Origin of the sequence: Shewanella schlegeliana, from assembly GCF_016765635.1 — a bacterium.
GTDB lineage: Bacteria > Pseudomonadota > Gammaproteobacteria > Enterobacterales > Shewanellaceae > Shewanella > Shewanella schlegeliana.
Genome location: NZ_JAESVD010000007.1, coordinates 1 through 25,141, shown reverse-complemented (window position 1 = coordinate 25,141; position 25,141 = coordinate 1). Strand labels below are relative to the sequence as shown.

The 25,141-nt window shown below is 43.7% G+C and carries 20 protein-coding genes; 16 read left to right on the top strand and 4 right to left on the bottom strand.

Translation table 11 applies throughout. The annotated features are described in order from the left end of the window. Positions 1–2 precede the first annotated feature (2 nt). Positions 3–1,229 carry a cytidylyltransferase domain-containing protein gene (locus JMA39_RS13065; protein WP_202722312.1) on the bottom strand — a complete coding sequence of 409 codons (1,227 nt, stop codon included), beginning with the start codon at positions 1,227–1,229 and terminating at the stop codon, positions 3–5. A 3-nt stretch (positions 1,230–1,232) separates the two neighbouring features. Then, positions 1,233–3,182, bottom strand: coding sequence for a glycoside hydrolase (locus JMA39_RS13060; RefSeq protein ID WP_202722311.1), 1,950 nt, complete (start codon positions 3,180–3,182; stop codon positions 1,233–1,235). 362 nt (positions 3,183–3,544) lie between these two features. Here JMA39_RS13060 and JMA39_RS13055 point away from each other — a divergent pair, with 362 nt between their 5' ends. The 6 genes from JMA39_RS13055 to JMA39_RS13030 all read left to right on the top strand — a co-directional run bounded on the left by JMA39_RS13055 (position 3,545) and on the right by JMA39_RS13030 (position 10,579). Then, a complete protein-coding gene (locus tag JMA39_RS13055) occupies positions 3,545–4,531 on the top strand; it encodes a PseG/SpsG family protein (RefSeq protein ID WP_202722310.1) in 987 nt (328 codons plus the stop codon). Between the two features lie 111 nt (positions 4,532–4,642). Continuing rightward, a complete protein-coding gene (locus JMA39_RS13050; RefSeq protein ID WP_202722309.1) occupies positions 4,643–5,563 on the top strand; it encodes a class I SAM-dependent methyltransferase in 921 nt (306 codons plus the stop codon). Between the two features lie 35 nt (positions 5,564–5,598). Continuing rightward, entirely contained in the window at positions 5,599–6,810 is a 1,212-nt protein-coding gene (locus JMA39_RS13045) for a methyltransferase domain-containing protein (protein WP_202722308.1), read from the top strand. A gap of 2 nt (positions 6,811–6,812) precedes the next feature. Further along, entirely contained in the window at positions 6,813–8,591 is a 1,779-nt protein-coding gene (locus JMA39_RS13040; RefSeq protein WP_202722307.1) for a 1-deoxy-D-xylulose-5-phosphate synthase, read from the top strand. After that, complete coding sequence (locus tag JMA39_RS13035; RefSeq protein WP_237732832.1) at positions 8,591–9,343, top strand: SDR family NAD(P)-dependent oxidoreductase; 753 nt, start codon at positions 8,591–8,593, stop codon at positions 9,341–9,343. The genes JMA39_RS13040 and JMA39_RS13035 overlap by 1 nt, the downstream gene beginning before the upstream one ends. A gap of 3 nt (positions 9,344–9,346) precedes the next feature. Next, the gene (locus JMA39_RS13030; protein WP_202722305.1) at positions 9,347–10,579 is read left to right on the top strand and encodes an ATP-grasp domain-containing protein; all 1,233 of its coding nucleotides are present in this window, start codon (positions 9,347–9,349) and stop codon (positions 10,577–10,579) included. 89 nt (positions 10,580–10,668) lie between these two features. Here the strand turns inward: JMA39_RS13030 and JMA39_RS13025 are convergent, their stop codons facing one another. Beyond that, complete coding sequence (locus JMA39_RS13025) at positions 10,669–11,538, bottom strand: N-acetylneuraminate synthase family protein (RefSeq protein ID WP_202722304.1); 870 nt, start codon at positions 11,536–11,538, stop codon at positions 10,669–10,671. Between the two features lie 546 nt (positions 11,539–12,084). On the opposite strand from JMA39_RS13025, the gene JMA39_RS13020 reads away from it, so the two are divergent. From JMA39_RS13020 to JMA39_RS12975, 10 genes are all read left to right on the top strand, one after another. Further along, positions 12,085–12,837 carry a class I SAM-dependent DNA methyltransferase gene (locus tag JMA39_RS13020; protein ID WP_269154444.1) on the top strand — a complete coding sequence of 251 codons (753 nt, stop codon included), beginning with the start codon at positions 12,085–12,087 and terminating at the stop codon, positions 12,835–12,837. 378 nt (positions 12,838–13,215) lie between these two features. Beyond that, positions 13,216–14,481: a dicarboxylate/amino acid:cation symporter gene (locus JMA39_RS13015; protein ID WP_202722303.1), complete on the top strand. Its 1,266-nt coding sequence runs from the start codon at positions 13,216–13,218 to the stop codon at positions 14,479–14,481. Positions 14,482–15,794: 1,313 nt separating this feature from the next. Further along, positions 15,795–17,027, top strand: coding sequence for an iron hydrogenase large subunit HydA (gene hydA / locus JMA39_RS13010; protein ID WP_202722302.1), 1,233 nt, complete (start codon positions 15,795–15,797; stop codon positions 17,025–17,027). A 14-nt stretch (positions 17,028–17,041) separates the two neighbouring features. Then, on the top strand, positions 17,042–17,362 hold the full coding sequence (hydB, locus tag JMA39_RS13005; RefSeq protein ID WP_012276515.1) for an iron hydrogenase small subunit HydB: 321 nt from the start codon (positions 17,042–17,044) through the stop codon (positions 17,360–17,362). A 13-nt stretch (positions 17,363–17,375) separates the two neighbouring features. Continuing rightward, positions 17,376–18,056 (top strand): cytochrome b/b6 domain-containing protein, encoded by a 681-nt coding sequence (locus JMA39_RS13000; RefSeq protein WP_202722301.1) that lies wholly within the window; start codon positions 17,376–17,378, stop codon positions 18,054–18,056. A 91-nt stretch (positions 18,057–18,147) separates the two neighbouring features. Then, positions 18,148–19,590, top strand: a complete 1,443-nt coding sequence (gene hydG, locus JMA39_RS12995) for a [FeFe] hydrogenase H-cluster radical SAM maturase HydG (protein WP_202722300.1) — start codon at positions 18,148–18,150, stop codon at positions 19,588–19,590. A gap of 40 nt (positions 19,591–19,630) precedes the next feature. Further along, a complete protein-coding gene (locus JMA39_RS12990; RefSeq protein ID WP_202722299.1) occupies positions 19,631–20,260 on the top strand; it encodes a hypothetical protein in 630 nt (209 codons plus the stop codon). Then, complete coding sequence (hydE, locus tag JMA39_RS12985; RefSeq protein ID WP_202722298.1) at positions 20,260–21,300, top strand: [FeFe] hydrogenase H-cluster radical SAM maturase HydE; 1,041 nt, start codon at positions 20,260–20,262, stop codon at positions 21,298–21,300. The genes JMA39_RS12990 and hydE overlap by 1 nt, the downstream gene beginning before the upstream one ends. Next, positions 21,284–22,525, top strand: a complete 1,242-nt coding sequence (gene hydF / locus JMA39_RS12980) for a [FeFe] hydrogenase H-cluster maturation GTPase HydF (RefSeq protein WP_202722297.1) — start codon at positions 21,284–21,286, stop codon at positions 22,523–22,525. The genes hydE and hydF overlap by 17 nt, the downstream gene beginning before the upstream one ends. A 331-nt stretch (positions 22,526–22,856) precedes the next feature. Next, positions 22,857–24,185 (top strand): tyrosine-type recombinase/integrase, encoded by a 1,329-nt coding sequence (locus JMA39_RS12975; RefSeq protein WP_202722296.1) that lies wholly within the window; start codon positions 22,857–22,859, stop codon positions 24,183–24,185. A 1-nt stretch (position 24,186) separates the two neighbouring features. On the opposite strand, the gene JMA39_RS12970 is transcribed toward JMA39_RS12975, so the two are convergent. Continuing rightward, positions 24,187–24,840, bottom strand: coding sequence for a hypothetical protein (locus JMA39_RS12970; protein ID WP_202722295.1), 654 nt, complete (start codon positions 24,838–24,840; stop codon positions 24,187–24,189). Positions 24,841–25,141 lie beyond the last annotated feature (301 nt).

Below are 25,141 nucleotides of genomic sequence, written 5' to 3'. Positions count from 1 at the left end.
GTTTATATTTCTTTAGAGTAGGCTAAAAACAACCCCGAAATTAGTTGTGTGAGGTTATTAAAAGTCAATTCATTAATCACTGTTTCTTGCGCTGTGGCTTGAGTTGCTCCGTTATTTAACCATTTAAATGCGATACTGTGGGAGGTCGCACTGTGCTCTTTAGCATCGAAAAGCTCAATGGCAAGGCTGTTATTCCCTGAAAGCACATGCTTAAATTGCTCGACTTGCTGCTGTAATGGTACCGGGAGCAGACAAAGTGTTAAGTGTCTGTCATCGTGTTTTAATGCATCAATAAATGCCTGTTCATCATGGTAGGTTTGGCAATTTTGTGACCATGTGGCTTGCAGAGTTTCTGTTGTCAGCACATGAAGTTGAGTTCCTAAGCCGTAGTGTTCCTGTAACGCTGCACCTAGTTTTACACTCAGTTGATATAGGGCGTCATCAGCGGCTCGATAAGCACAATAAAGTGACACTGAAGGGTATTGCTGATCTGCTTTTTTCTGCTTCACATGACCATTTATCTGCCTTAGAGAGGCCTCTTGTTTGAGAGTGTCTACCACCCACTTCAATGGCACGATGGGATCGGTCCTGTTTTGTGCATACCAACGTTGAAATATCTGTTGCATAAAACGGTAATCGGCATCGGTATCGACTGAAATCCTATGCTCTACGCCAGAGAAGTCGTCACTGTCTTGGATGAGTAACGGAGTTAGGCAGTGACATCTTTGATTGGCATAGCCGACATGTTCTTTCTCCATATCGCTTACGCTATTAACAAACAGATTATCCCAGCCTTGGCGTGTATAAAATGCCATTCCCTCATGTATTGAACGTACATCTGGCGCTAGAGAGATACTATCGGCTTGTGGATTTTGACGTAATTGGTTGACTGCATGATCGATAAAACCGGGATCAATCAGTGGGCAATCCCCGCAAATATAGACCACTATATCGGCTTGATACTGCTCGACAACGGCATTAATTCGCCCCATTAAATCATTAACATCGCCGGAGTAGGCGAGGCATTGACTATTGTTATTAGCCCAGTTGATGAGTGGTTGGTTGAATTCATCTAAGGTGGTAGCCAGTACGATATCCGTCAATGTCTGACAGTGCTCTAAGCGGTTTTGAATATGCTCAATGATTGGCTTCCCGGCAAGGGGCAGAAGGTGCTTACCCGGAAGGCGGCTTGAGTTTAGGCGAGCACCGATAATTGCTATGACGTTCATGTTTTAACTGATATCCGTTTTAAAGCATGGAGTGATTTGATAGCTAAAGTTCAACAGCTCGCCATCCGCTTTGAGTGTTTCATCGGCCTCAGAGAGTGAAAACCAAGCACGATTTAAGTAACTATCATCAATCTTTTGGCTAGAAAGCATAGGTAGGGCGGCACAAGACTGAGGCGACCAGCTGATCTTAAGGCCTAGGTCGTCGCAACCAGTGTAAAAAACACCTTCCGTCGCCCCTAAGGCACTATTGGCAGAAACAATTGATGATACTGGCCTTCCATGGTTAAAGTCTTGCTCTGCATGATAGAGCTCCAACAATTTGCCACCATTGTGGCAGGCAAACCAATTGCGTTGTTTGCAGTTTAGTAGCGTAAGGTAGCCGAGCCTGATAGTCGCTTCGGGTCGATGTTGATTTTCAAAATCGAAACCACACTCGACTTGCTCTTCTTCGAGTCTATACCATTTAGTCAGTTTACCCTGTGGCGTTGCTATCTCTGCACTGATGACTAGCCCTGTGCTGGTGTGAGTCACATTGAACTGGGTTCGACTTAAGTCCGTGACTCTGTCTCTCTCACTATAGCGCTCAATGACTAAATGGTTGGAATAAAAATCGGCAGCATAGCTGATATGATCAAAATACCCATGGGCAAGTGTACCGATAATCGGCTTAAAATTGTGCCGAGCAAAAGCCAGTGATTTTATCGTCATGCCACGTTTACCATTAAGCACCAGCTTAAGTTGTGGGTGTTCAATAGTGAGTATATTACGCTCGCTACAGTGAAACACTTGATAGTCGCTATTCGTTTTACAGCCAGCAGCTAACTCTGCTTTTGGAGCCGTTTGGTTTGTAGCTCTTGGCGTAATGGGGTAACGACTCAGCAAGTCTTGGTAGCGATTATGAGTAAGGTGGGTGCGTAAATCACTGGCCCAGAGACGGCAAAGCTCTCTCCACTGCTGCTCACTGACTTCATCTAACCCCTTTAGCTGGGAATACTTCCTATAACAGAGGCTGTTAAGGCTGAGATCATTTCGTCCCGATAGTGCCCAGCGGGTTACGTTATATTTTGCCTGTTTTTTTACTGAGATTGGGTGGGCAGGGGTCTGAACCTTAAGCGTGGTGCACTCTTGAGTCAAAGCTAATAGCTCGCTTGGAGCGACCCAGCAGTAGTGTTCTTGGGATTTAATCTGAGTAAATAAGCGCTCAATACGTTGCCACTCATCGACATCCAGTGTTGTTTCTGTATTAAAACGCCCTGGTCGGTAATTGAAGACTTCGGCATCACTACCATAAAGTGAGAAGGCTGTTGCGCCGTTTGTCGCCTTAGTTAGGTACTCGAAGTATTCGGCTAGGGTCATTTCATCATGGGCATAGCGCTGAAATTTTTGAAAAGCTACGGCATGGTTCCAGATCACTTTGATCGTCCGCCCAGAAGCTGCTACAAGTTGCTGCGGCTGATAGCGAGATGATTTATCCCAGTCTGTATTGTGAGAAAAGGGATTATCCCATTCAACAACAACGGCATCAAAGCCGCAGTCAATATAGCAATCTAATAACCCCGCCGATACGGCTTGCTCATTGATGTAGGCAATCTTAGGTTGGTAGCTAACGAGGGCTTGGTAACTTTGTTGTCCAAGTGCCAAGTTTTTACTATTCACTTCCCAAGGAAGCAGTGGCCCGATAATTTGGCTATCGCCGCTGGCGATAAGCTCACAACATCCCTTTGTCAGTAGAGATTTAAATTTTTCGATCCAGCTAGAGTCAACAGCTTGAATACATTCGAGAGTATAAGCTGTGAGTTCAATACCTAAAGGAATATTGTCACGCTCAATCAAGTGCAGTAACGGCCAGTAACACAGATCGACTACACGCTGATGTTCGCTGGTGTCGATAGAGGAAAACGCTAAGTTTAAATGGAAAATCGCGTAGACATTAGGGAGCTGGGTGTTGGCCATAGGGACTCTTAGCGCAATAAAACTCTTTATTAACAGTAAACAGCTTTATCGCTGTCAGAGGCATTTTAGTTTAAGCATAAATGAGACGATTCTCAATCACTAGTCACGGCAATTGTTTAACCTAAGATGGTGAATCGCTGCAATAAATGAACTTGAATCTTAGCTTTTCGCTGCGGCTATTTTCGTGCGCTAACAAATTAGCACAGATAAGCTACCGTTTAGGCTACAAAAGTGTTAAAAATGCAGTTCATTACATGGAGGCTGGTAACTCACTTTATCGTGTAAGCTTTGCTTTATCTTGGTTGTGACATTTCATTCTATAGCTACTAAATATAGCTACTAAATATGGGTACTAAAACAATATGACTATTCAGCATGTGATGTTTCGTTGTGATGCATCAATTCAAGTCGGAATGGGCCATATTGTTCGCTGCATCTGTTTAGCCAACGCCTTTGTTAAAGCGGGTCATCGAGTCACCTTTGTTATTAATAATGATGCTATTGCGATAGAAGCATTAGCAGGACATGGTTTTGATGTGCAGTTGTTTGAGCACATTGATTACCAGCAATGGTGCCAGCAAGTGATTACGCAACAATGCCCCGATATCTTTATTGGTGATATTCGTGACGGTCTGCCTGTGCAGGTAATAGAGATGATGAAACAAGCGAACATCTTGACCGTGGCCATCGATGAACCAAGTGATTACCGCTTAGGTTGCGATCTACTCTTTTATCCTCCGAGCCCATTAGTGGAGGCATTAAATTGGCAAGGCTTTAATGGCACTCGATATGTGGGCTGGGATTACTTAACGGTCAGAGGGGCGTTTTTTGAACCATTTGTAAAGCCCTGTAATCAACCGCGTAAGGTGTTGGTTATGATGGGGGGGACCGATCCCCAGCGTTTAACCTTGTCCGCCGTTGAGCGATTACGTCAGTTAGACAGCGAACTTTCCCTGCATGTTGTTATAAAGCAGAGTCACCCAGATTATATATCTTTGAGCCGCCAACAGCAGTTGTCTAAGAATTTAACCCTGTATTCCAATCTTGCGAATATGGCAGAGTTAATGCGGCAGATGGATTTTGCTGTTATCACTTTTGGCATGAGCGCATATGAGCTTGCGGTGCTAAATATTCCAGCCTGTCATATCTGTACTCAGCCCGATCACCATATCGCCAGCCAAAGTTTTGCCGAAAAACAGCTCGCCAGAACGATTGATATGACAGAGTTGGACAAAATTTGTTTATTTGAATCCGAATCATGCTCAATTCCCAATGGCATAGACAATATTATGAGTAAAATACTCACCGCACGATTTTTGCCAGTGAATGAACCTTCCTTTAAAGGTTAATGAAAAGATCGGCCTAGCTTCAACATCACTTTTGGTGTTTTTTATTCGTCAAAAATTTATCGGTATGCATTTTGCTTGTCACAGCGAAGAATGCGTAAAGGAGAAGTAAACATGGCTGGCACAAACAGCGATGCTCAACAGCACACTGGTAACGTCATCGACAATCGTCATGGCTTCAATGTCATCGATTGTGAAGAATGCGGTTTTAAGCATGTATCGCCAATGCCAACAGCACAGGAGTTGGAGCAGGTTTATCGGGAAGAGTATTACACTAAAGATAAACCTTTGTTTTTAAGCCAAAGCAAAGAGGACGCTATCTGGTGGGAGCGTGTTTTTGCAGACCGATTTGACACTTTTGAAGCGCATCTACCTGAGGGAAGTCGGCGTGTCTTTGATGTCGGCGCGGGTCCAGGTTTTTTTCTGCATCACGGTCAGCAACGAGGATGGGTGACTCAAGGTATTGAACCCTCCAAACAGGCGAGTGAGCATGCCAGAGAGTTGGGGCTCGATGTGGTGAGCGACTTTTTAAGTCCAGCTAGTGTAAAGCAATTTGAACCATTTGATGTGGTCCATGCGTGTAACGTGTTAGAGCATATTCCCAACCCTATCGAGTTGCTCGAGTGTATTAACTCACTCGTTAAAGATGGCGGCTTGTTATGTATCTCAGTTCCCAATGATTACAATCCATTCCAAAAGACCGTCAGAGAGGTCGATGGGCTTGAGCCTTGGTGGTTAGCGCCTCCTCATCACCTTAATTATTTTGATGTCAACTCTCTGACTCAATTGCTGAATAACTCTGGGTTTGATGTCTTCTTGAAAGAGTCGAGTTTCCCAATAGATATGTTCTTGTTGATGGGGGATAACTATGTCGGTAACGATGAGTTAGGCAGAGCTTGTCATAAGAAACGAATGAAATTTGAAATGAGCCTGATCGAGTCTGGTCAGAATGATCTGAAAAGGGCTTGGTATCAATCCATGGCTGAAATCGGTGTCGGCAGAGAGATCTGCATCTACGCCCGTAAGCGCAGTTGATAATGCAAAATGAAGCCGCTTCAATAGGAATTAACATGATAAAAACAAGAGTCTTAGTGCAAGCCAGTTCACGCTCATGGGCTGGTGGCGTCGATATCTGTATGGGGATGGTCGAGGACGAGATTGCCGTTGTTCGAACCATTCGCCGTGTCTTGAGCCACTTTACCGATTTAGATGTTGTCTTGGTTGCTCCGGAGTTTGATCGTGGTGGAGAGCTCGATGAGATCGTTAAGCTTATCGATGATGAACGTCTCTCTCTGTATTACGGCCACGATGCGAGCCCGCTTAATCGAATGATTGATGCTTGTTCAGATTTAGCCGATAGCGATTATGTGATCAGAGTCGATGGCATTCATTTTTGCTTCGACCCTCAGGCAAGTTTAGCGATGCTGGATATCGCCATTAGTGAGCAATTAGATTGTATTAAGTTACCCGATGATTTTCCTGTGCATTTTACCTCAGAAATCTTTCGTATCGGCGCACTAAAAGCTATTAATAATGAACTCACTCAGACTGAGGATGCCAAGTTTCTCGTGCACCCTAAGTGTTACTTTTCGATGAACGCTCAACGATACAAAGTTAAGTTCTTAACAGAGTTACCAAGCTATTCGGATGAATACTTGACTGAGTGCCGCCACTTAGCAACGCAAATTTATGCGATTCCGCGCCAAGAGGTGAATGAGCACCGTATTGTCTCAGGTGACAGATTAGGCTTTCATTACGAGCTCGCCTTGCAGCATCTTAAGCCTGATATGAAGATTATCGACATCGCCTGTGCTGATGGTTACGGTGTCAACATTATGGCGAGTCATTTAAAAGAGGTTCATGGAGCCGATTTAGATGAGTTGAGTGTAGAGTTTGCGAAGAAAAATAACAGCGCTGCCAACACCGATTACTTTGTCGAAGACATCACAAAGTTGTCTTTTGCCGATGAGTCCTACGACGCTGTAACCAGCTTTGAAACCCTTGAGCATGTACCAGAGCATGAGTGCTTAAGTGAAATTAAACGCGTGCTGAAACCTGGCGGTGTCTTAGTGTTAAGTACACCTCAAAATAGCATAGGCCATATCCCTGTTAACTCTTGTCACCTTATTGAATATTCTCTCGATGAGCTGCTGGCACTCGTTAACCAGTATTTTATTGTCGTCAAAGTGATCGGTATCAAAGCGGGCATTATTTATGACGAAACAGACCCTTATGGCACCAATACTGTGCTTATCTGCGTAAAGCCTAATAATAAGGATTGATAATGAAAACCCATCAATTAATTGTGCCGACTCTCAATGAACTGAAACAGCAGTCGGCGGCGCAATTAACCCAATTAGCCGAAGATATTAGGCAGTTTCTTATTAGCAATATTTCTGCGACTGGTGGACACATCGGCGCTAACTTATCAGTGGTAGAGCTCACGGTTGCCATTCATGCACTCTTTGACTCTCCAGCTGATAAAGTGATTTTTGATACGGGTCATCAAGGTTATACCCATAAGATTTTAACGGGACGGGTGGAAAATTTTGCCACATTAAACCAATATCGCGGCATGAACCGATTCGTTGCCAGAGATGAAAGTGAGCATGACGCAATCGATGCGTCACATGCAGGTACTTCACTCTCTATTGCGTCAGGCTATGCCAAAGCCCTTAAGCTGACTTCGCCGGCTAACTATGTTGTTTCTTTGATCGGTGACGGCTCGATGGTTGAGGGCATGGCCTTCGAAGGGCTTAATTACTGTGCTGAAGATAAAGACAGTAAGCTTGTGATTGTGCTTAACGATAATGAAATGGCGATTGCGAAGTCTGTTGGAGGAATGCGCAATCTTACAGCAGGGGAAAACTGGCAGAGCAATAGCCGAGCCTTCTTCGAAGGGATGGGCTTTGCCTATCTACTGGTCGAAGATGGCCATGATATGCCGACTCTGCTTGAGCAATTAGCTGCAGCGAAGCAGTTAGCGCGGCCAGTGATTGTTCATGTTAAAACCGAGAAAGGTAAAGGCTTAGCCTGTGCAAAAGATCATCCCTATAAGATGCACTTCTCCATGCCATTCGATGCTGCCACCGGCAAAGGTGCAGCTGCAACGGTTGTGGGGCGAACCTACGCGGTTGTTGCGGCTGAAGCTCTGAAACAAAAGATGGCAACGGATGACGATGTATTTGCCATGACCCCAGCTACCCCTTATGCATCATCATTGGATGAGTGTTTGGCTCTGTTTCCTGAGCGTGCACTGGATGTAGGAATGGCTGAGCAACAAGCGGTAGGTATGGCTTGTGGTCTAGCACTAGGTGGTAAGAAGCCTGTCGTCTGTATGCAAACGACCTTTATGCAGCGTGCCTACGATCAGCTTATTCATGACGCTTGTTATATGGATTTACCTGTGACGGTATTTGGCGTGCGTGCGGGGTTCGCTGGTTATGATGGCGCGACCCACCACGGAATTTACGATATTCCCTACCTGCGCTCATTCCCAAATATGCAGTTGGTGTACCCAGCAAGCTCCACAGCATTAACAGAGTTGATTGAAAAGCGCCTCGACAATCCTCAGGGGCCTATGGTGATCCTATATCCCTATGAGCCTATTCCTGCTCCAGAACCCGATGCTGGCTTGATTGAGCCTTGTGGCTTATCTGTCCCAGTGCAGGGCCGTGATGGCTATTTAGTCTGTTTGGGTAACCGTTTAGTTGCGGCATATGAGCTTAAAGCACTATTGGAAGCGCAAGGTAAAGACTACGGCATCATCTGTGTGCAATCGATTAAACCTTTCCCTGCTGAGCGTTTCGTTGAGTTAGTTGCACCAACAAAGCACCTGATAACACTTGAAGAAAGCGTGCTTAATGGCGGTTTTGGCTCGCTAGTGCTAGAAACCCTTGCTGATGCAAACTTATCTATGCAGGTACTAAGAAGTGGTATTGATGACAAGTTTGTTTATCCAGGCAGTAAAGATGAGTGCAGCGCCGAGTGCGGCATGATGCCAGGGCAGATCATTGAGCAAATTGCACAGCAATGGCCAAACTATTTAGGAGTGAACAAGTGATGCGTTTAGCCGGTAAAGTCGCGGTTATTACTGGATCTTCAAGAGGCATTGGCGCCGCGATCGCACAGGAGTATTGCGCTCAAGGAGCCAAGGTCGTAATCAATTATGTCCATAGTGAAGCGCAAGCTCAGGCGTTAGCCGATAAGCTTAATCTTGATGGACACAATGCCATTGCTATTAAGGCTGATGTTACCGAGCGAGCTGAGATAAAGCAGCTATTCGAACAGGCCGTAGCCGCTTTTGGAAAGATCGATATCTTGGTCAATAATGCGGGGATCAATAAGCGCGGTTGGTTCGATGAAGTGACCGATGAAGCTTGGGACGAGATAATGGGAGTGAACCTTAAAGGGCCATTTATCTGTTGCCAAGAAGTGTTCCCTTACATGCAAGCGCAGCAGGGGGGCCGCATTATCAATATTTCATCAGTAGCCGGACAATACCATGGTCCTAAAACGGTTCACTATGCGGTATCTAAAGCAGGACTCAATAGCCTAACTAAGGTGATCGCACGATATGGCGCCGAGCACAATATTCTTGTTAATGCCGTTGCGCCTGGAATTGTTCGTACGGATCAGACCGCCGATGAGATAGATAGTCCAGCGGGGCAAAAAGTGATCGATATGACATTGCTAAAGAAGGCGGCTCGTATGGAAGACATCACCAGTGCTTGTGTGATGCTAGCCTCTGATGAGCAGCAGTATATGACGGCTCAGGTGCTCGCTGTGAGTGGCGGCGCTATTTTAGGAGCTTAATGGATGTCGCTAGCCAAATGTCATAAAACAGTATTGCTACTTGGTGGCAGTCGTGATCAGCTATTTTTGATCAAAACCGCAAACAAGATGGGCTTACACACGGTCGTGGTCGATGCGAACCCTGCATCTCCAGGTTTTGCGATTGCCGATGATTATGCCGTTGTCAGTACCATGGACTTAGGAGCCTTAAAAGCTTTTGTCGATGACTACCAAGAGCAGCAGCGAAAAATTGATGCCGTGTGCGTTATGGGCAGCGATATATCACAATATGTCGCTCAGCTGGCTGAACATATTCAGGTGCCACATATTCCTATCGAAGCGGCAATGATTACCACCAATAAGCTTAAGATGAAGCAATGTTTCGAGCGCCACGGTGTTGCTATTCCTTGGTTTTGCTTATTAGAAAATGCCGAGCATTTAGCGGATATAGCAGCTAAAAGAGGGCTACCGTTAATCATCAAGCCACTCGATCGCTCTGGTGCCAGGGGGGTGTTTTTACTGACACAGGACTCGGATTTGTCAGCACTTTATGACAAGGCGAAAAGAGAGTCTTTTGCTGGTGATGTCATGGTGGAGGAGTACCTTGCTGGACCTCAGATCAGTACCGAGACCATCATGTATCGTGGGCAAGCCTATACACCTGGTTATGTCGATCGTAACTACGAAATGTTAACTCGCTTTGCACCTAATATCATTGAGAATGGTGGTTGGCAGCCAAGTTTAATTCAAGGTGAAAAAAGAGCTAAAGTTGAAGCCTTGATTGAGCAAGCTGCTTTAGCTCTTGGCCTGACAGATGGCGTGATTAAAGGGGATATCGTTTATACCGATGTTGGCCCGAAAATTATTGAGGTTGCAACTCGTCTAAGCGGTGGTGATTTTTCTGAAAGCCTGGTTCCTTTAGGTCTCGGGATTAATTACGTCGAAGCGGCACTCAAAATTGCCTTGGGCGAGCCACCGGAGTTAGAGAAGCTAACTCCTGTTATCGACCAAGCGGTAGCGAATCGTTACTTCTTTCCCAAGCCTGGAAAAGTCACGTCTATCTCGGGAATTGAAGCTATTCAAGCTGAAGACTTTGTTAAGAAGCTTGAGATCTGGTATCAAGTGGGTGATGTCGTGCCCGAAACCACCAGTCACGCGAGTCGATTCGGAGTCTTTATCGTCACCGCCGATGATCGACAGCAATTGGAGCAGAGAGTTAAATGGGTATATGACACCTTAAAAGTCACAACCCTATAGCAGTTAAAATCAAAGCCCTTAAGTGATAGGGCTTTTTGTTAGGCACAAGCTTAGTTTTGTTGCAAAGCTTGCTTCTGAAAACTATTAACCTAAGCCTTATCGCCCTGAAAGCTTGCACGGATCTGTTTAAAAGGGCGTAAACCATCATCGGGATCGGCGCGCCACTCTCTATCTGACGTTTCACAGGGGACAAACTGTTTGATAGAGCTACCATCGATCTCTTCGATCAGTTTTGCACCTCGAATAACGGGGGCAATCTGTTGCGGTAACCAGCAGTGTCCAGCAGCGTATTCTGCGCCTTGCTCATCGAGGTCAAGGTGAAACTCAATGGTATCGGCCTGCCAGCGATGAATCGCGCGATTGAGCACCGCAGGCGATACCGTATGATCAGACCAACCGACTTTGACGCCATATCGCTCTCTAAAGCTTTGGAGTACGGCTAAGTTACACTGCTCTTCAGGAGTGGGATAAGCTGAAACACAGTGGAGTAGGGTGATATCTTCAGCCCCATGTTCCTTTAAGGTGGCAATTGCGCCATCTATCTCTTCAATGGTTGCCATGCCGCTAGAGATGACAACTGGCAATTTGGTCTTAGCGCACTCAATCAATAAGTCTGTCCACAGTAGTTCATATGAGGCTATTTTGAAAAAGTGCACGTAAGGTTCTAGCTCTTTTACGGCCTTTAGATAGAAAGGGGTGCAGGAAAACTGAATGTTAAAGTGCTCACAGGCTTCCCGTAGTGCTGGAATAAACTCGACCGGGAGTTCCCACTCTTTTCTATCACGGTGCATCGCGCTTTTTTCAAGGATCTCAGGTGAGAATAACTCATCAATTTTAAAAAGCTGGAATTTGACGGCATCGCAGCCAATTGCCGCTGAGGTTTCAATAAACTCGATACAGCGATCTAAGCTTTTGTGGTGATTACTAGAGACTTCTGCAATAAATAGGGGCTGACTCATGTATTCAATTTTCCTATTTTCGAGGATGAAATAAGTGCTGCAAGTTTCAGCTAAACAAGCATGTTGATTTTATAGTGATATTTGGAAGAGGATACCACACTCTAGAGAATTGACTGGTGAGAATCTATCCCATCAGTAAGCGCATTCACCATTTTATCTATCGACCATTTGTCAGGTTATTTTAGTGGTTTTGGCAAAATTTAGGTGAGCCGATATAGATAAGATAAACAGGGCTCTGTGAGGTCATAAAACTGAACGATTCGCTAGGCAAGGAGTGGGGCTTATGGCGAGTGTTAATTGGGTTAAGTCGTGCTTATTTAATTGTTTCGCTTCGTCATATCATAAAATATATATGCAAAGTGCAGTTTGTATTGTGAACCATGGTTGGCAACCACTATCAATTACGGTTTTTCTCCCATGACCATAGGGTTGCAATGTCTAACCTCCTGTATTGCTCCCTATGTTCATAAAGGCTCATTTATCTGCTTCGCAAATGGGAGCAATTAGTATAGTATGCGCCACCCCAAAAATTCACGGTAAACCCCCTTGCTTACAGCGCAAACCAACGCCTTATATACCGACCTGTCTGGTTATTATGATTTAATGTGTGCAGACATTAACTATCAAGCCCAGAGCGATTGCATTCGTCGCCTGCATCAGTTGTTTGGCAATAGAGGTGTTCGTCACCTAGATTTAGCCTGTGGCACCGGGCCACATGTGCAATATTTTATTGAAAATGGCTATCAAAGTAGCGGCCTAGACATTAATCAGCCTATGCTGGATATCGCAAAATTACGCTGTCCTGAAGCAGAGTTTATCTGCCATGATATGGCTAATTTTACGGTTGCTGAGCCTTTAGATCTTATCACCTGTTTTCTCTACTCAATTCACTATAGTGATGGTATTGAGAAGCTAAAAGAGTGTATTCGTAGTGCTCATGCTGCGTTAAGTGAAGGCGGTATGTTCTGTTTTAATGCGGTTAAGAAAAGCAGAATAGACAACAGCTCAGTGGTTAGCCACAGTGCAAGCCATGAAGACAGCAAGTTTGTGTTTAGCTCGGGTTGGTATTATTCGGGAGACGGTGAAAAGCAAGCGCTAAAGCTGAGCATTGAAAAAACAACAGCGGGCGTTACCCAGTCTTGGCAAGATGAGCACCCAATGGTAGCTGTCGGTTTTGCCGAGCTTAAATTGCTGCTGCAACCTTACTTTGAAGTGCACATTTTAGAGCACGATTACGACAAGCTCATGTCTTGGGATGGCGTCTCAGGTAACGCCATATTTGCCTGTGTAAAAATTTAGTACAGCTAATTCTAGTACTGCCAAATCTATTACCGCTAGAGTCGATAACAGCCGCAGTATCTTTCAACTTAATCATAAAGTTTTAATGTTGAATGATACTGAGGCGCCTCCTTCCTATAAGCGAGCTTTGCTCCCTAAGCTTGAATCTCAATTGTTACGTGTTGCACTCATTGCACATAGAAATTAACTATTACCCACAGGTAATAGTTAATTACCAATTTCGCTAATTTTCATTTCTTTATTACTGACTATAATCCTGACCCCCTATTAGACGCACGATGACTCCATATGGGATTTAGCCGCGATTATTTGCCGCTTGAGCCTTAACATGCCGCTAGTTTCGCTAGCCAACAAATCAAACAAAACTGGAACCCCTTGATGTGGAATAAAATTCGTGGCTCTTTGCCACTACAGTTAGTCTTTGCCGCAGGTGCTGCTTGGATTTTGGCAAGCGGGTTAACCCATTTTGTTTATCCTAACGGCACTGCCGAAATAGACCAGCAAGCTTGGTATCAGTTCCTGATGTTAGGTAAAACGGTGTATATCGGTTTACTGAAGATGGTCGTTGGCGTCATGGTGATGCTGTCGCTTATCGAAGGGATCAGTAATATCGGTGCAATCGCTAAGCTAAAAACCTTAGGTGGACGCACATTAGCATTTTACACCTTCACTACCATGATAGCGGTAAGTCTTGGCTTGGGGGCATCCTTACTGCTGCCTGCTTGGCAGCCACTCACTCAGGCTGTGCCTTTAGCCGAAGGAACTAGGCTAATTGGTGAGCAGGCAGCGAGCGGCGGGGCGATTGCGACTAAGCTGCTTAATATGGCCTTAGTAAATCCGGTTGCGGCCATCGCCGATGGCAATCTGCTCGCAGTGGTGGTGTTCTCTTTCATGTTAGGTATATCGCTTTTATCAGCATTACCTGAAAAGCATCCGCTGTTTGAAGTGATAAATGGCTTAAATAAGGGCATAAACACCATGGTGGGCGGCATTATTCGCCTATCACCCTTGGCCATTTTTGCCATCGTACTGGAGTTTTCCCTTAAAGGAAGTACGGCGCTATTTAGTCAATTAGCGCTGTTTGCACTTTTGGTTTTTGCACTAACTATGCTCCACGGGCTGGTGGTGTTACCTAGCCTAGCAAAGCTGCTTACTGGGATTAAAATATCCACGCTGTTTAAAGGAATTAGTGCGCCTCTAGCGATGGCTTTTGCCACCTCATCGAGTGCGGCAACCCTGCCTTTATCGATGCGAAGTGCCCAAGATCTAGGGGTATCACCCACCACTAGCAGTATGGTGTTACCGTTAGGATCTGTGATGAATATGGACGGTACAGCGCTATTTGAAGGTGTTGCCGCGGTTTTTCTCGCGCAGCTATTTGGTGTCGACCTGACCACAACTGGCATAGTGATGATCTTTATCATGGCCATGGTCTCCTCTATCGGTGCGCCGGGAATGCCATCGGGCTCGATGTCGGGTATGCAGCTAGTGCTGCTGGCAGCTGGGATCCCCCTAGAAGCGATTGCAATCTTGCTGATAATTGAAAGGCCATTGGATACCTTTCGCACAGCTGTAAACGTCGAAGGCGATATCATCGCGGCCCTAGTTGTCGATAAGTGGCAACGAAGCGAAGGCAATAACTAATAGTAAAGCCATGTTCAAAGTATTAGGGTCACCTAAGAAGTCACATCTTGTGGTTGAACCACAAAAGGACTGCTCAGGTGACCAGTTGGCTATTTGCCTTGTTCTAATATTTTCTTGCACTTTGTTTATGTGACAACGGGTTTGGGTTGGTTGGGTTACCATCAAGTCAACCTCGCATGTCCGTATAGATAGCTTTTGAGGCATAAGCTCAAGTGTGCGGTCAATAATATCTGAAAGAGCCTGATTTAGCCGCCAAATGTCTTCTTGCTTACAGAGCTGTAGAGGGTCATCAGACAAGAAAGCTTTGATTTTTTGATATACGCCTTGGTGAAAATAACCAGTTATCCACAAGGAGTGTTATTGAAGTCGTAGGTATGTACTTGTCTGGGGCAATATACATCATATCACCATGTTTATATTCATAAAGATGTTAATTATTAATTAATGCCTTCGCTGGTGTGTGTTATATAACCACAATCTAATAACCTACAGCTTATTAACTCACGTCTCCCCCTCATCTTGTTAAGTTATCACTTATTAATTTGATCCTTATTAATTTACTTCTTATTAATGGGTTTATTAATTCATGCCTTATTAACGCGGCTTATTAATTTACTATTTACTAATAAACTCGTTAATTCACGCCTTATTAATGCAGCTTATTAATTTACTCCTTACTGATGGGGTTGTTAATTCATGCTTTATTAATACGGCTTATTAATTTACTCCTTGCTGATGGGGTTGTTAATTCATGCCTTATTAATATGGCTTATTAATTTACTCCTTACTGATGGGGTTGTTAATTCATGCCTTATTAATGCGGCTTATTAATTTGCTCCTTACTAATGAATTTGTTAATTCATGCCTTATTAATACGGCTTATTAATTTATGCATTATTGATTTCGGGTTGCCAATGAAATGTTTATTGGTTAAATACTCTTTGGCAATAAATAAATAACATATCCGCGCAGGGGGGGGGAACTGCTTGTGCTACGCAATCCTTTCTAAATCAATGTGTTGGGCGGCTTGTGTTTTTGGTGGTGTGTAACAAATAAAACGTAATCACAACAGTTTAGTAAATAAATGTCACACTGAAATATAATTCGCAAAAATTAATTGGCTCAATGAGTCACGTTAAGTTTGGTTGTTATAAATAATAAAGTTCTAATAATTTGATCAGTAAAGCATTTTAAGTCTGATATTTACTTTATATTCTGCCGACTTTTTATTACTAACTAAAAATAAAGCCTATTAGAACTTAGGTTTAAACTAACTATCAACTAATGGCTAATAATAAGGAACGCGTAAATCTATGACTGTCACCACCTATCAACCCGGAGAGATCCAGGGGCTGATTGAGATACAAGCATCTAAATGTAAAGGCTGTGATGCTTGTCAGAAATTTTGTCCTACCAATGCCATAGAAGGTGCTTCAGGCGCTGTACACTCGATTAATAAAGAGAAGTGCTTAAGTTGTGGTCAATGTCTAATCAATTGTCCTTTTGGGGCTATTATTGAGACCCACTCAGCACTAGAAACCGTAATTGCAAAACTGGCGGATAAAGACGTTAAAGTCGTGGGCATTATTGCCCCTGCTGTACGCGTTGCCATCGGTGAAGAGTTTGGCTTAGGCACTGGTGAATTAGTGACGGGTAAGCTGTACGGCGCTATGAATAAAGCAGGTTTCAAGATTTTCGATTGTAACTTTGCCGCTGACCTAACCATTATGGAAGAGGGAAGTGAGTTCATACATCGTTTGCACGCAAACGTGAAAGGGGAAGCTGATGCCGGTGCATTACCTCAATTCACTTCTTGTTGTCCAGGCTGGGTTCGCTACCTAGAAACCAACTACCCAAGTTTGCTACCAAACTTATCAACAGCCAAGTCTCCACAGCAGATGGCTGGAACTGTAGCCAAAACTTATGGTGCAAAAGTTTATGCCATGCAACCAGAAAATATTTTCACTGTTGCAGTTATGCCATGTACCTCTAAAAAAGTAGAAGCGTCTCGTCCAGAGTTCAATTCGGCTTGGAAATATAATCAACAACAGGGTGCCAATGTACCTGAATATCAAGATGTTGATGCTGTATTGACCACTCGTGAAATGGCGCAGCTATTAAAGTTACTTGAGATCGACCTAGCAAAAACACCTGAATACGAAGGCGATAGCTTATTCTCTGAATATACTGGCGCAGGTACCATTTTTGGTGCGACAGGCGGTGTAATGGAGGCTGCGCTGCGTACCGCACACAAGGTTTTAACTGGCGATGAAATGGCCAAGCTTGAGTTCGAACCCGTACGTGGTTTAGCGGGTGTAAAAGCTGCATCTGTGACGTTATTTGATCAAAGTTTATCGCAAGATGTCACTGTTAACGTGGCAGTTGTGCATGATATGGGTAATAACGTAGAGCCGATTTTACGAGACATAATGGCTGGCACTTCTCCTTATCACTTCATCGAAGTGATGAATTGCGCTGGTGGTTGCGTAAACGGCGGTGGCCAGCCTATTGACGGCAATGGTTCATCTTGGATTGGTAATATCTAATAAGGAGCAACACCATGAACAACAAAAAGCATGTGTTTGCTGAAGATAGTTTTTTTATATCCCGTCGCAAATTTATGGCCATCGGTGCGGCTTTTATCGCAGTAATGGCGATTCCAGTAGGCTGGTTTGCAAGCAAAGTGGCCAAGCGAAATGACTATATAAAAGCACGTAGTGCAGGTTTATATAAAGATGATGCGATTGCTAAGTTACGTGTGAGTCATGCTAACCCGGCAGTTGAAAAGTACTACAAAGAGTTTGGCGGTCAGCCACTAGGACATATGTCCCACGATCTGCTGCACACTCACTTTGTTGACCGTACCAAGCTGAACTCTTAATGGAGATGAGAAAATGCATCATAACCAGCATGACATGAGACCTATTCAGAAACACCCTCTTAATGTAAGAGTGTTTCACTATATTTTATTACTAAGCTTTTTGCCGTTAGCAGCTACTGGATTACTATTGTTTTTCAAACCGTTATCGCAAGAAGGTATGCAATTAACCTACGACATCCACATTATTGCTGGTGTTGTATTGAGTCTAGATGCACTCGCATTTACTGTGATAGCTTTCGATCGAGTGGTGTTATTTATCGCTCGAGTATTTAGCTTGTCAGAACGCGATGTGAAATGGTTTATGGTATTAGGTGGTTATCCACAGAAGTTTCTATTGGGTAAAAAAGTTCCTGTGCCACCAATGAACAAATATAACTCAGGTCAGAAATTATTTGGAGCCTGTGTGTTAATCGGCGGCACCCTATTAATACTATCTGGTTTAGTCTTATGGTTAGTGCCACATGCGGCGCCGCGTGATCTAGTGTGGCTATTAGGACAAATCCATTTAGTTGCAGGTCTTATTCTAACGGCATTCCTACCAGTGCACTTGTTCTTGGCTGTCTATCGATTTGATGATTTCAAGGCGATGATGATCCACGGTAATGTGCCTTATCACGATGCTGCAGAATACACACCATTGTGGGTTGAACAGGAAATCGTTCCCGTTACAGTGAATCAACAGCGCAACAAATAAGTTGATCTTCCCCACCTTCTAACGACAAAGCAGTAGTTACCTTTAGGTAGCTGCTGCTTTTGATTGCTATACAAATAGAGTTTTACCGGTTATGACTACAAAAGAACACCCGCATTCAATCTCCATTTCTCACTACGATGCTAATAAGAGCTTTATTGATGAAAAAGCTATTTGGGCTGCGATTAATAATGCGGCTGCCCCCTCTGCAGAGCAAGTACGTCAGGTTCTAGCTAAAGCCCGTCAGTGCCAAGGCCTGAGCATTGAAGAGACGGCTTTGTTATTACAAAACCAGCATGAACAATTAGATGAGGAATTGTTTGCCGTCGCTCGAGAGGTAAAGAATACCATTTACGGTAACCGCATCGTTCTGTTTGCTCCACTATATGTATCCAATCATTGTGCCAATAGCTGCAGTTATTGTGGCTTTAATGCAGATAATCATGCACTTAAGCGCAAGACGTTAAATCAAGAAGAAATTAGAAAAGAAGTGACCATTTTAGAAGGGATGGGACACAAACGGATTCTAGCCGTATATGGCGAACACCCACGTAACAATGTCAATGCTATTGTTGATAGCATTCAAACCATGTATAGCGTCAAAGATGACAAAGGGGGAGAGATCCGCCGCATTAATGTGAATTGTGCGCCGATGAGTACTGCTGACTTCAAAGTGCTTAAAACCGCTGCAATAGGAACTTACCAGTGTTTTCAGGAAACATACCATCAACCCACATATGAAAGTGTGCATTTAAAAGGTAAGAAAAAAGACTATCTATACCGTCTATATGCAATGCACCGAGCAATGGAAGCGGGTATTGATGATGTTGGGATCGGTGCCCTATTTGGGTTATATGACCACCGATTTGAGTTATTAGCCATGTTAACTCATGTGGCGCAACTAGAAACCGTTTGCGGAATTGGACCACACACGATTTCGTTCCCTCGAATTGAACCTGCTCATGGGTCAGCTATAAGTGAAAAGCCCCCCTATGAAGTGGATGATGCATGCTTTAAACGAATCGTGGCTATTACTCGCTTAGCTGTACCCTATACAGGGCTAATAATGAGTACCCGTGAAAGCGCGGGCTTACGTAAAGAGTTATTAGAACTCGGTGTATCGCAGATCAGTGCCGGTAGCCGTACATCTCCTGGTGGTTATCAAGACAGCGAGCAAGATCAATATGATGCTGAGCAATTTAGTCTTGGGGATCATCGCGCGATGGATGACATCATTTATGAGTTAGTGACAGAGTCGAATGCAATCCCATCATTCTGTACAGGCTGCTACCGTAAGGGCCGAACTGGTGATCACTTTATAGGCTTAGCGAAACAACAATTTATCGGGAAATTCTGCCAACCTAACGCATTAATCACCTTTAAAGAGTATTTAAATGATTATGCTGGGCCCAAAACCCGTGCAGCAGGTACCGCTTTGATTGAACGAGAACTCGCAGCGATGAGTCCCGCTAGAGAACGTAACGTACGTACTTGTTTAGCGAAAACTGAAGCTGGCGAACGAGATATCTACCTTTAATTTAGCATCAAAATTATTTCACTAATAGATAAGGTACCCGATGTGCATTAATGCCATACGTCCATCCGCTGGTCTTGATAAGCAATCATTATTAACAGCAATGGAAAGCGCGACATCGATGGTTCTACACGCTGCGATTTATACTAATTTTGCCCACTCTGAAGTGGGCAGTCTTATTCGCAGAAAATTGCTTGATGGTAGTTTACATCGACTCGATATTATCGAGTTACAACCCGATCTGTATTGGCGCGATGAATTTGCAGCAATTTTACGCCCTAATATGACAAAAGATGAAGTGATACCCATGTTCGCCGAATCTAAGCGCTGGAGTGGGGCCCTTAGCTTTGAATTTCCACAACAAGTCAATCGGGTGTTAACTCAGGCGTTACCTCTACAACCTATTTTGCTTATTGGCGATTGTTTATTTGTCGGCCAGTATGCCCATAGTCGTTTAGTTTCAGCGCAAGGACTTTGGTTTCAGATTGAGTGCTCATTAATGGGGCTGCAACCTGGAGAACTACAATCTTGGTATCAACAAGGATTACCAGCAGAAGTCTCTGGCGACTGGCGACTGGCTATAAGCCGTTATGTGGACGAATGCCGCCAAGTAGCTGCATTTAACCCACATGTCACTCCCTCAATGACCCATCTAACTAAAGAAGAAAATTAATGATTTCTGCCAGTTCCTCACTATCCCCCATCTGTTTTAGTGAACAACAGATCATTGGATTACTCAATGGGGAGCAAGATGAATGGTTGTTTGCTAACGCTCAAGCGGTTACCCAAGGGGTATTTGATAATCAGGTTTTTATCCGCGGTATAGTCGAGTTCTCCAACCATTGTCGACATAACTGCCACTATTGCGGGCTGCGCAGTAGTAACCGCCAAGTTGAACGTTATCGATTAAGCATTGATGAAATCCTCGACGCTGTCGATGACATTGCACAATTCGGCATTGGGACAGTGGTGTTGCAATCAGGTGATGATTGGCAATATCGCGCAGAGACAATCGCGGAACTTATTCGCACCATCAAAGCGCGGCATAACCTAGCGATAACATTATCGCTAGGTGACCGTAAGCACCAAGAACTTAAACTTTGGCGCGAGGCGGGGGCTGACCGTTATTTGCTGAAAATGGAAACCTTTAACAAGCAACTATTTGACCAATGTAGGCCTAATGCCAACTTTGACGAACGATTAGCACGCTTATTGTATATTCAGTCCCTCGGTTATCAAACTGGCTCGGGAGTCATAACCGACTTACCTGGGATGACCGATGAAATTCTTGCTACAGATATATTGAGGCTTTATGACTTGGAGCTCGATATGTTGGCATGCGGCCCATTTGTCGCACACGCCCAAACCCCTTTTGCACAAAGTCCAAATGGCGAGGTGCTCAAAAGTCATCGGGTTAGCGCGATATTGCGGCTAATGAATCCCGGTGCAAACATCCCAGCAACGAGTTCATTGGAAGTCATTGAACTCGGTGCGCGAGAACTTGGACTTATGCGTGGTTGTAACGTTGTAATGCCCTCATTTACGCCCTCACAAGTCTATGCCAGTTATAATATTTATCCGGGTAAAAATACCGCTACCAGCCATATAGAACAGCGACTGGCAGCCATGTTTCAACAAATACAACACCATGGTTTACAACCTAACTGTAGCCGTGGAGACTCAAGAAGGTATCAATATGTGTCAAGGTATTAACCCTGAAACCAGCCAAGGTCAAATTGCTCCAAGAGGGATGCGATATCAAATTGCAATATTAGGGCGACGTAACGCTGGTAAATCATCATTACTAAATATGCTAGTCGGCCAACAAGTCGCCATTGTTTCTGATATAAAAGGAACAACGACCGACGCAGTCGCTAAACCATACGAGTTGTTACCGCTAGGGGCCGTTACTTTTTTCGATACTGCAGGTATTGATGATAATGGAACACTTGGTGAGCAAAGAGTAAAAGCAACTCGACATGTGCTTTACCGTGCAGATATAGCACTATTAGTTGTTGATGATCAGGGCCTAACCGAGCATGAGTTTGCGCTGATTGAAGAAATGACAGCATTAAAACTCCCATTCTTAATCGTATTTAACAAAGTTGATATTTGCATGCCAAAAGCTGAAGATATCGACTTTTGTCGGCAAAGAAAGCTGTCTTTCATTGCCGTATCTGCAGCGAAAGGGCAGGGAGATAAAGAGGTTAAGCGACTGATATCTGAGCTCGTACCTGCAAACCTTAAAGTACAGCCCCCTCTTGCAGGCGATCTCTACAATGAAGGTGCACATATCTTATGTGTTGTCCCCATTGATACTGCGGCTCCCAAAGGACGGTTAATCCTGCCTCAGGTTCAAGTACTGAGAGAGACACTAGATAATAATTGTATTGCGACTGTAGTCAAAGAGTCTCAGCTTGCACATCTGCTAACTCAATTTAGTTCTCCGCCAGCACTCATTATCTCAGATGCACAAGTGATCAAACAGGTCGATAGTATCGTGCCCGCAACGATTCCATTAACCACATTTTCAACTTTATTTGCTCGTTTTAAAGGCGAGTTGCCACCAATGGTTGCTGGTGCCAATACCTTAGATAAATTGCAAGATGGTTGTAAGATCTTAATCTGTGAAGCATGTAGTCATCATGCCCAAGATGATGATATTGGTCGAGTAAAGTTGCCAAATTGGATCCGTAGCTATAGCGGGAAAAAGATTACTTTTGACGTGATAAGTGGTCATGATTTCCCTGAAAACCTAGAAGAGTATGCGCTAGTGGTTCATTGTGGTGCATGTATGTTCAATCGTACTGAAATGCTAAGGCGGATCCGCGAATGTGAACGCAGAAATGTGCCGATCACCAACTATGGTGTCGCAATTTCAAAACTTCAGGGAGTGCTACCACGGATCATTCAACCACTAATATGTGAAGCCATATAAATCAACGGCGACATTGAATAGCGTAATACTCAACGTAATCATTTGCTTTCACATGGATGTGAATAAGTCCAACAAACACAGACTAATACCAGATAGGCTCACGCAGTACAGTTGAATATGATAACGAATAGAAATGCACAAGAGCGAATGTCTTATGGTCTCCCCACAGGGGATAAGCTACAACCTTAACAGACATTGACAGATGTTATTTATTATTAATAGTCAATAAGTTAGTTTGAAAGCAACTTTGTGCAACATTAACCTTCATTACCTAAAATGATTGCCTATGGCGGCACATAGGCGGCACAAGATGAAAGGGAAGTAGAAGGTTATGACCAAAGCTCACGTATTTACTAAACGAAGTTTTGAACAGTTAACGATTGAAGACAAACGGTACCGGGTTAAAGATTGCGGACATCGAGACTCGGTAAAGGGCTTAGTTTTAGAAGTTTTACCATCAGGAAATTTTGTTTATCGGTTTCGTCGAAAACGGTTAGGACGTGATATTTCGGTAACGATTGGCGAATTTCCAGGCATAAGCATTGAAAATGCTCGCAAGTGCGCTCAACGTATTGCAATGGAAATTGCAGAAGGAAAAAACCCAAATGAGGTCAAACAGCAACAAAAGTTAGAACGTGAAAAAGAATTGGCATTAGCGATATCTTTACAACAACTCTTTGACGGCTTCGAAAGTGAGTTTTACTTAAAGATAAAGTCAGGTGAACGCAGAGAAAAGTCATTAAGGGATATACAGGCTACATGGCGTAATCACTTAAAGCCCAGAGTCGGAAATTTAATGATTGATGCAATTAGCTCTGTTGATGCTAATCAATTATTAAAGAGTATTTTCAGTCAAAACTCAGTGTCGATAAGAAATAAGAGCCTTACATTGATGAAGTCTATGTATTCAGAACAAGGCTTTAACCCCTTCGCTGGGATTAAAAAGTTAAGAGAGGAGAAGAGAGAGCGTACTCTAAGTAAGCAAGAGGTTGCTGCATTACTCGAAGCGCTTAACCACGAAGAGCCTGACAGGCGTGATGTCGTTATAACGCTGTTGATAACAGGCCAGCGCAAATCCTGTGTTTTTAGTATGGAGTGGGCTGAGGTTGACTATGAACAAGGCATTTGGATTATTCCTGCTACTAAGATGAAAGTTAAAAAGGCTCATGCTGTGCCATTAACAGAAGAGATGTTGGATATTCTTAAACGGCGAAGTAAAGAGGCTGAAATAGGGGAAAAGTATGTTTTTCCCTCTTCTCGCAGCAAATCTGGCCACGTCAGTGAAAAATCTGGCAAAGGCAGCTTCTGGTGGCGAATCACAGAGCGAGCGGGGTTACGGAGTGCTGAAAAAGGTGAGAGCGTTACTATACACGATCTACGTAGAACATTAGCCAGCTGGAATATGACACGTGGAGGGAGTATCCAAGTGACCAGCAAGCTTCTAGCGCACAGTGATATCAGTATAACCGCAAGTACTTATGCACATCTTGATGTTGAACCCTTAAGGAAAGAGCTAGGTATGACTGCCGCGTTGCTGTTGGGAAGTGATATGAAAGAAACTAAGGTTGATAGGCTAGTGAAGGAGATAAAACAGCTCTCAGAGGAAGAGAGAAGAGAGCTGTTAGAAAAAGTAAGTTTGGGCTACTACAACTACATATAATTTATGTGAGTAGCCCATTATCAAGCTCTTTTACTGCATTCATTGCTGTATAAATTTCCGAATTCAACAGTTCATCCCATATATCCAAACAAGTACTGATTGCTTCATCGTCTTCATCTTCCGTAGCTTCATCATAAAGACGTTGTAACACGCTTAGAAGAGAAGAGTCGCGGATATGCATATGTCGATGCTTTAAAGACTCTTCATTCTTATCTATTTCAACGATGTTTTTGACTAGATTCAATAGACAGCCACTTATATCGACAAGCATACCAGGAAAGCTTTCTAATTTTCTAAACAGATCGTAAATACAGTATTTTACAGCTTTAGATTTGACAAAATCACTGAATAATATAGTTGAATTGTGCTTTGCCCAGTAGTTGTCATACTGAATGCACGAACCCACAGCCCGTGAAATATCTTTGTCCTCATCGTTTATTAACATCCTATATGACGGCTCAATTTTGCTAATTCGGTCATGGTATTTATCTTCCCTTAAAAACTGACATAAAACTGAAGAGCAGCCACTCCTTAGCTCTTTGTCGCCTTTAAGAACCAAGGCTAGCTCATCTTTAAATAGGTCATTGAAAAACCACCGGGCATAAATTTGTCTAGAGGCTTCTTTTCTAATATCAGTAAATTGAGAGTTTAGCATTCGCTGAACAAGTTCAATATATCCATTTACATGGTCACTTTCGAATCCACGGTTGAAAAAAAAGTGTGAACCATGCCCCCCACTGACCCGAATATCTTTAGTACATAACTCAATAAACTTAGTATGTGCAAATGACTCATCATAATTCAGGTATGATTTAAGTAATTCTAAGGCTGGTAAGCCCCTAGAACAGTAGACACTTCATAGAGTTATACTTAACCAAAAATATGAGGTGTTACATGCGCGGAAAACGATATCCAGATGAGTTCAAAATAGAAGCTGTTAAACAAGTCACTGAGCG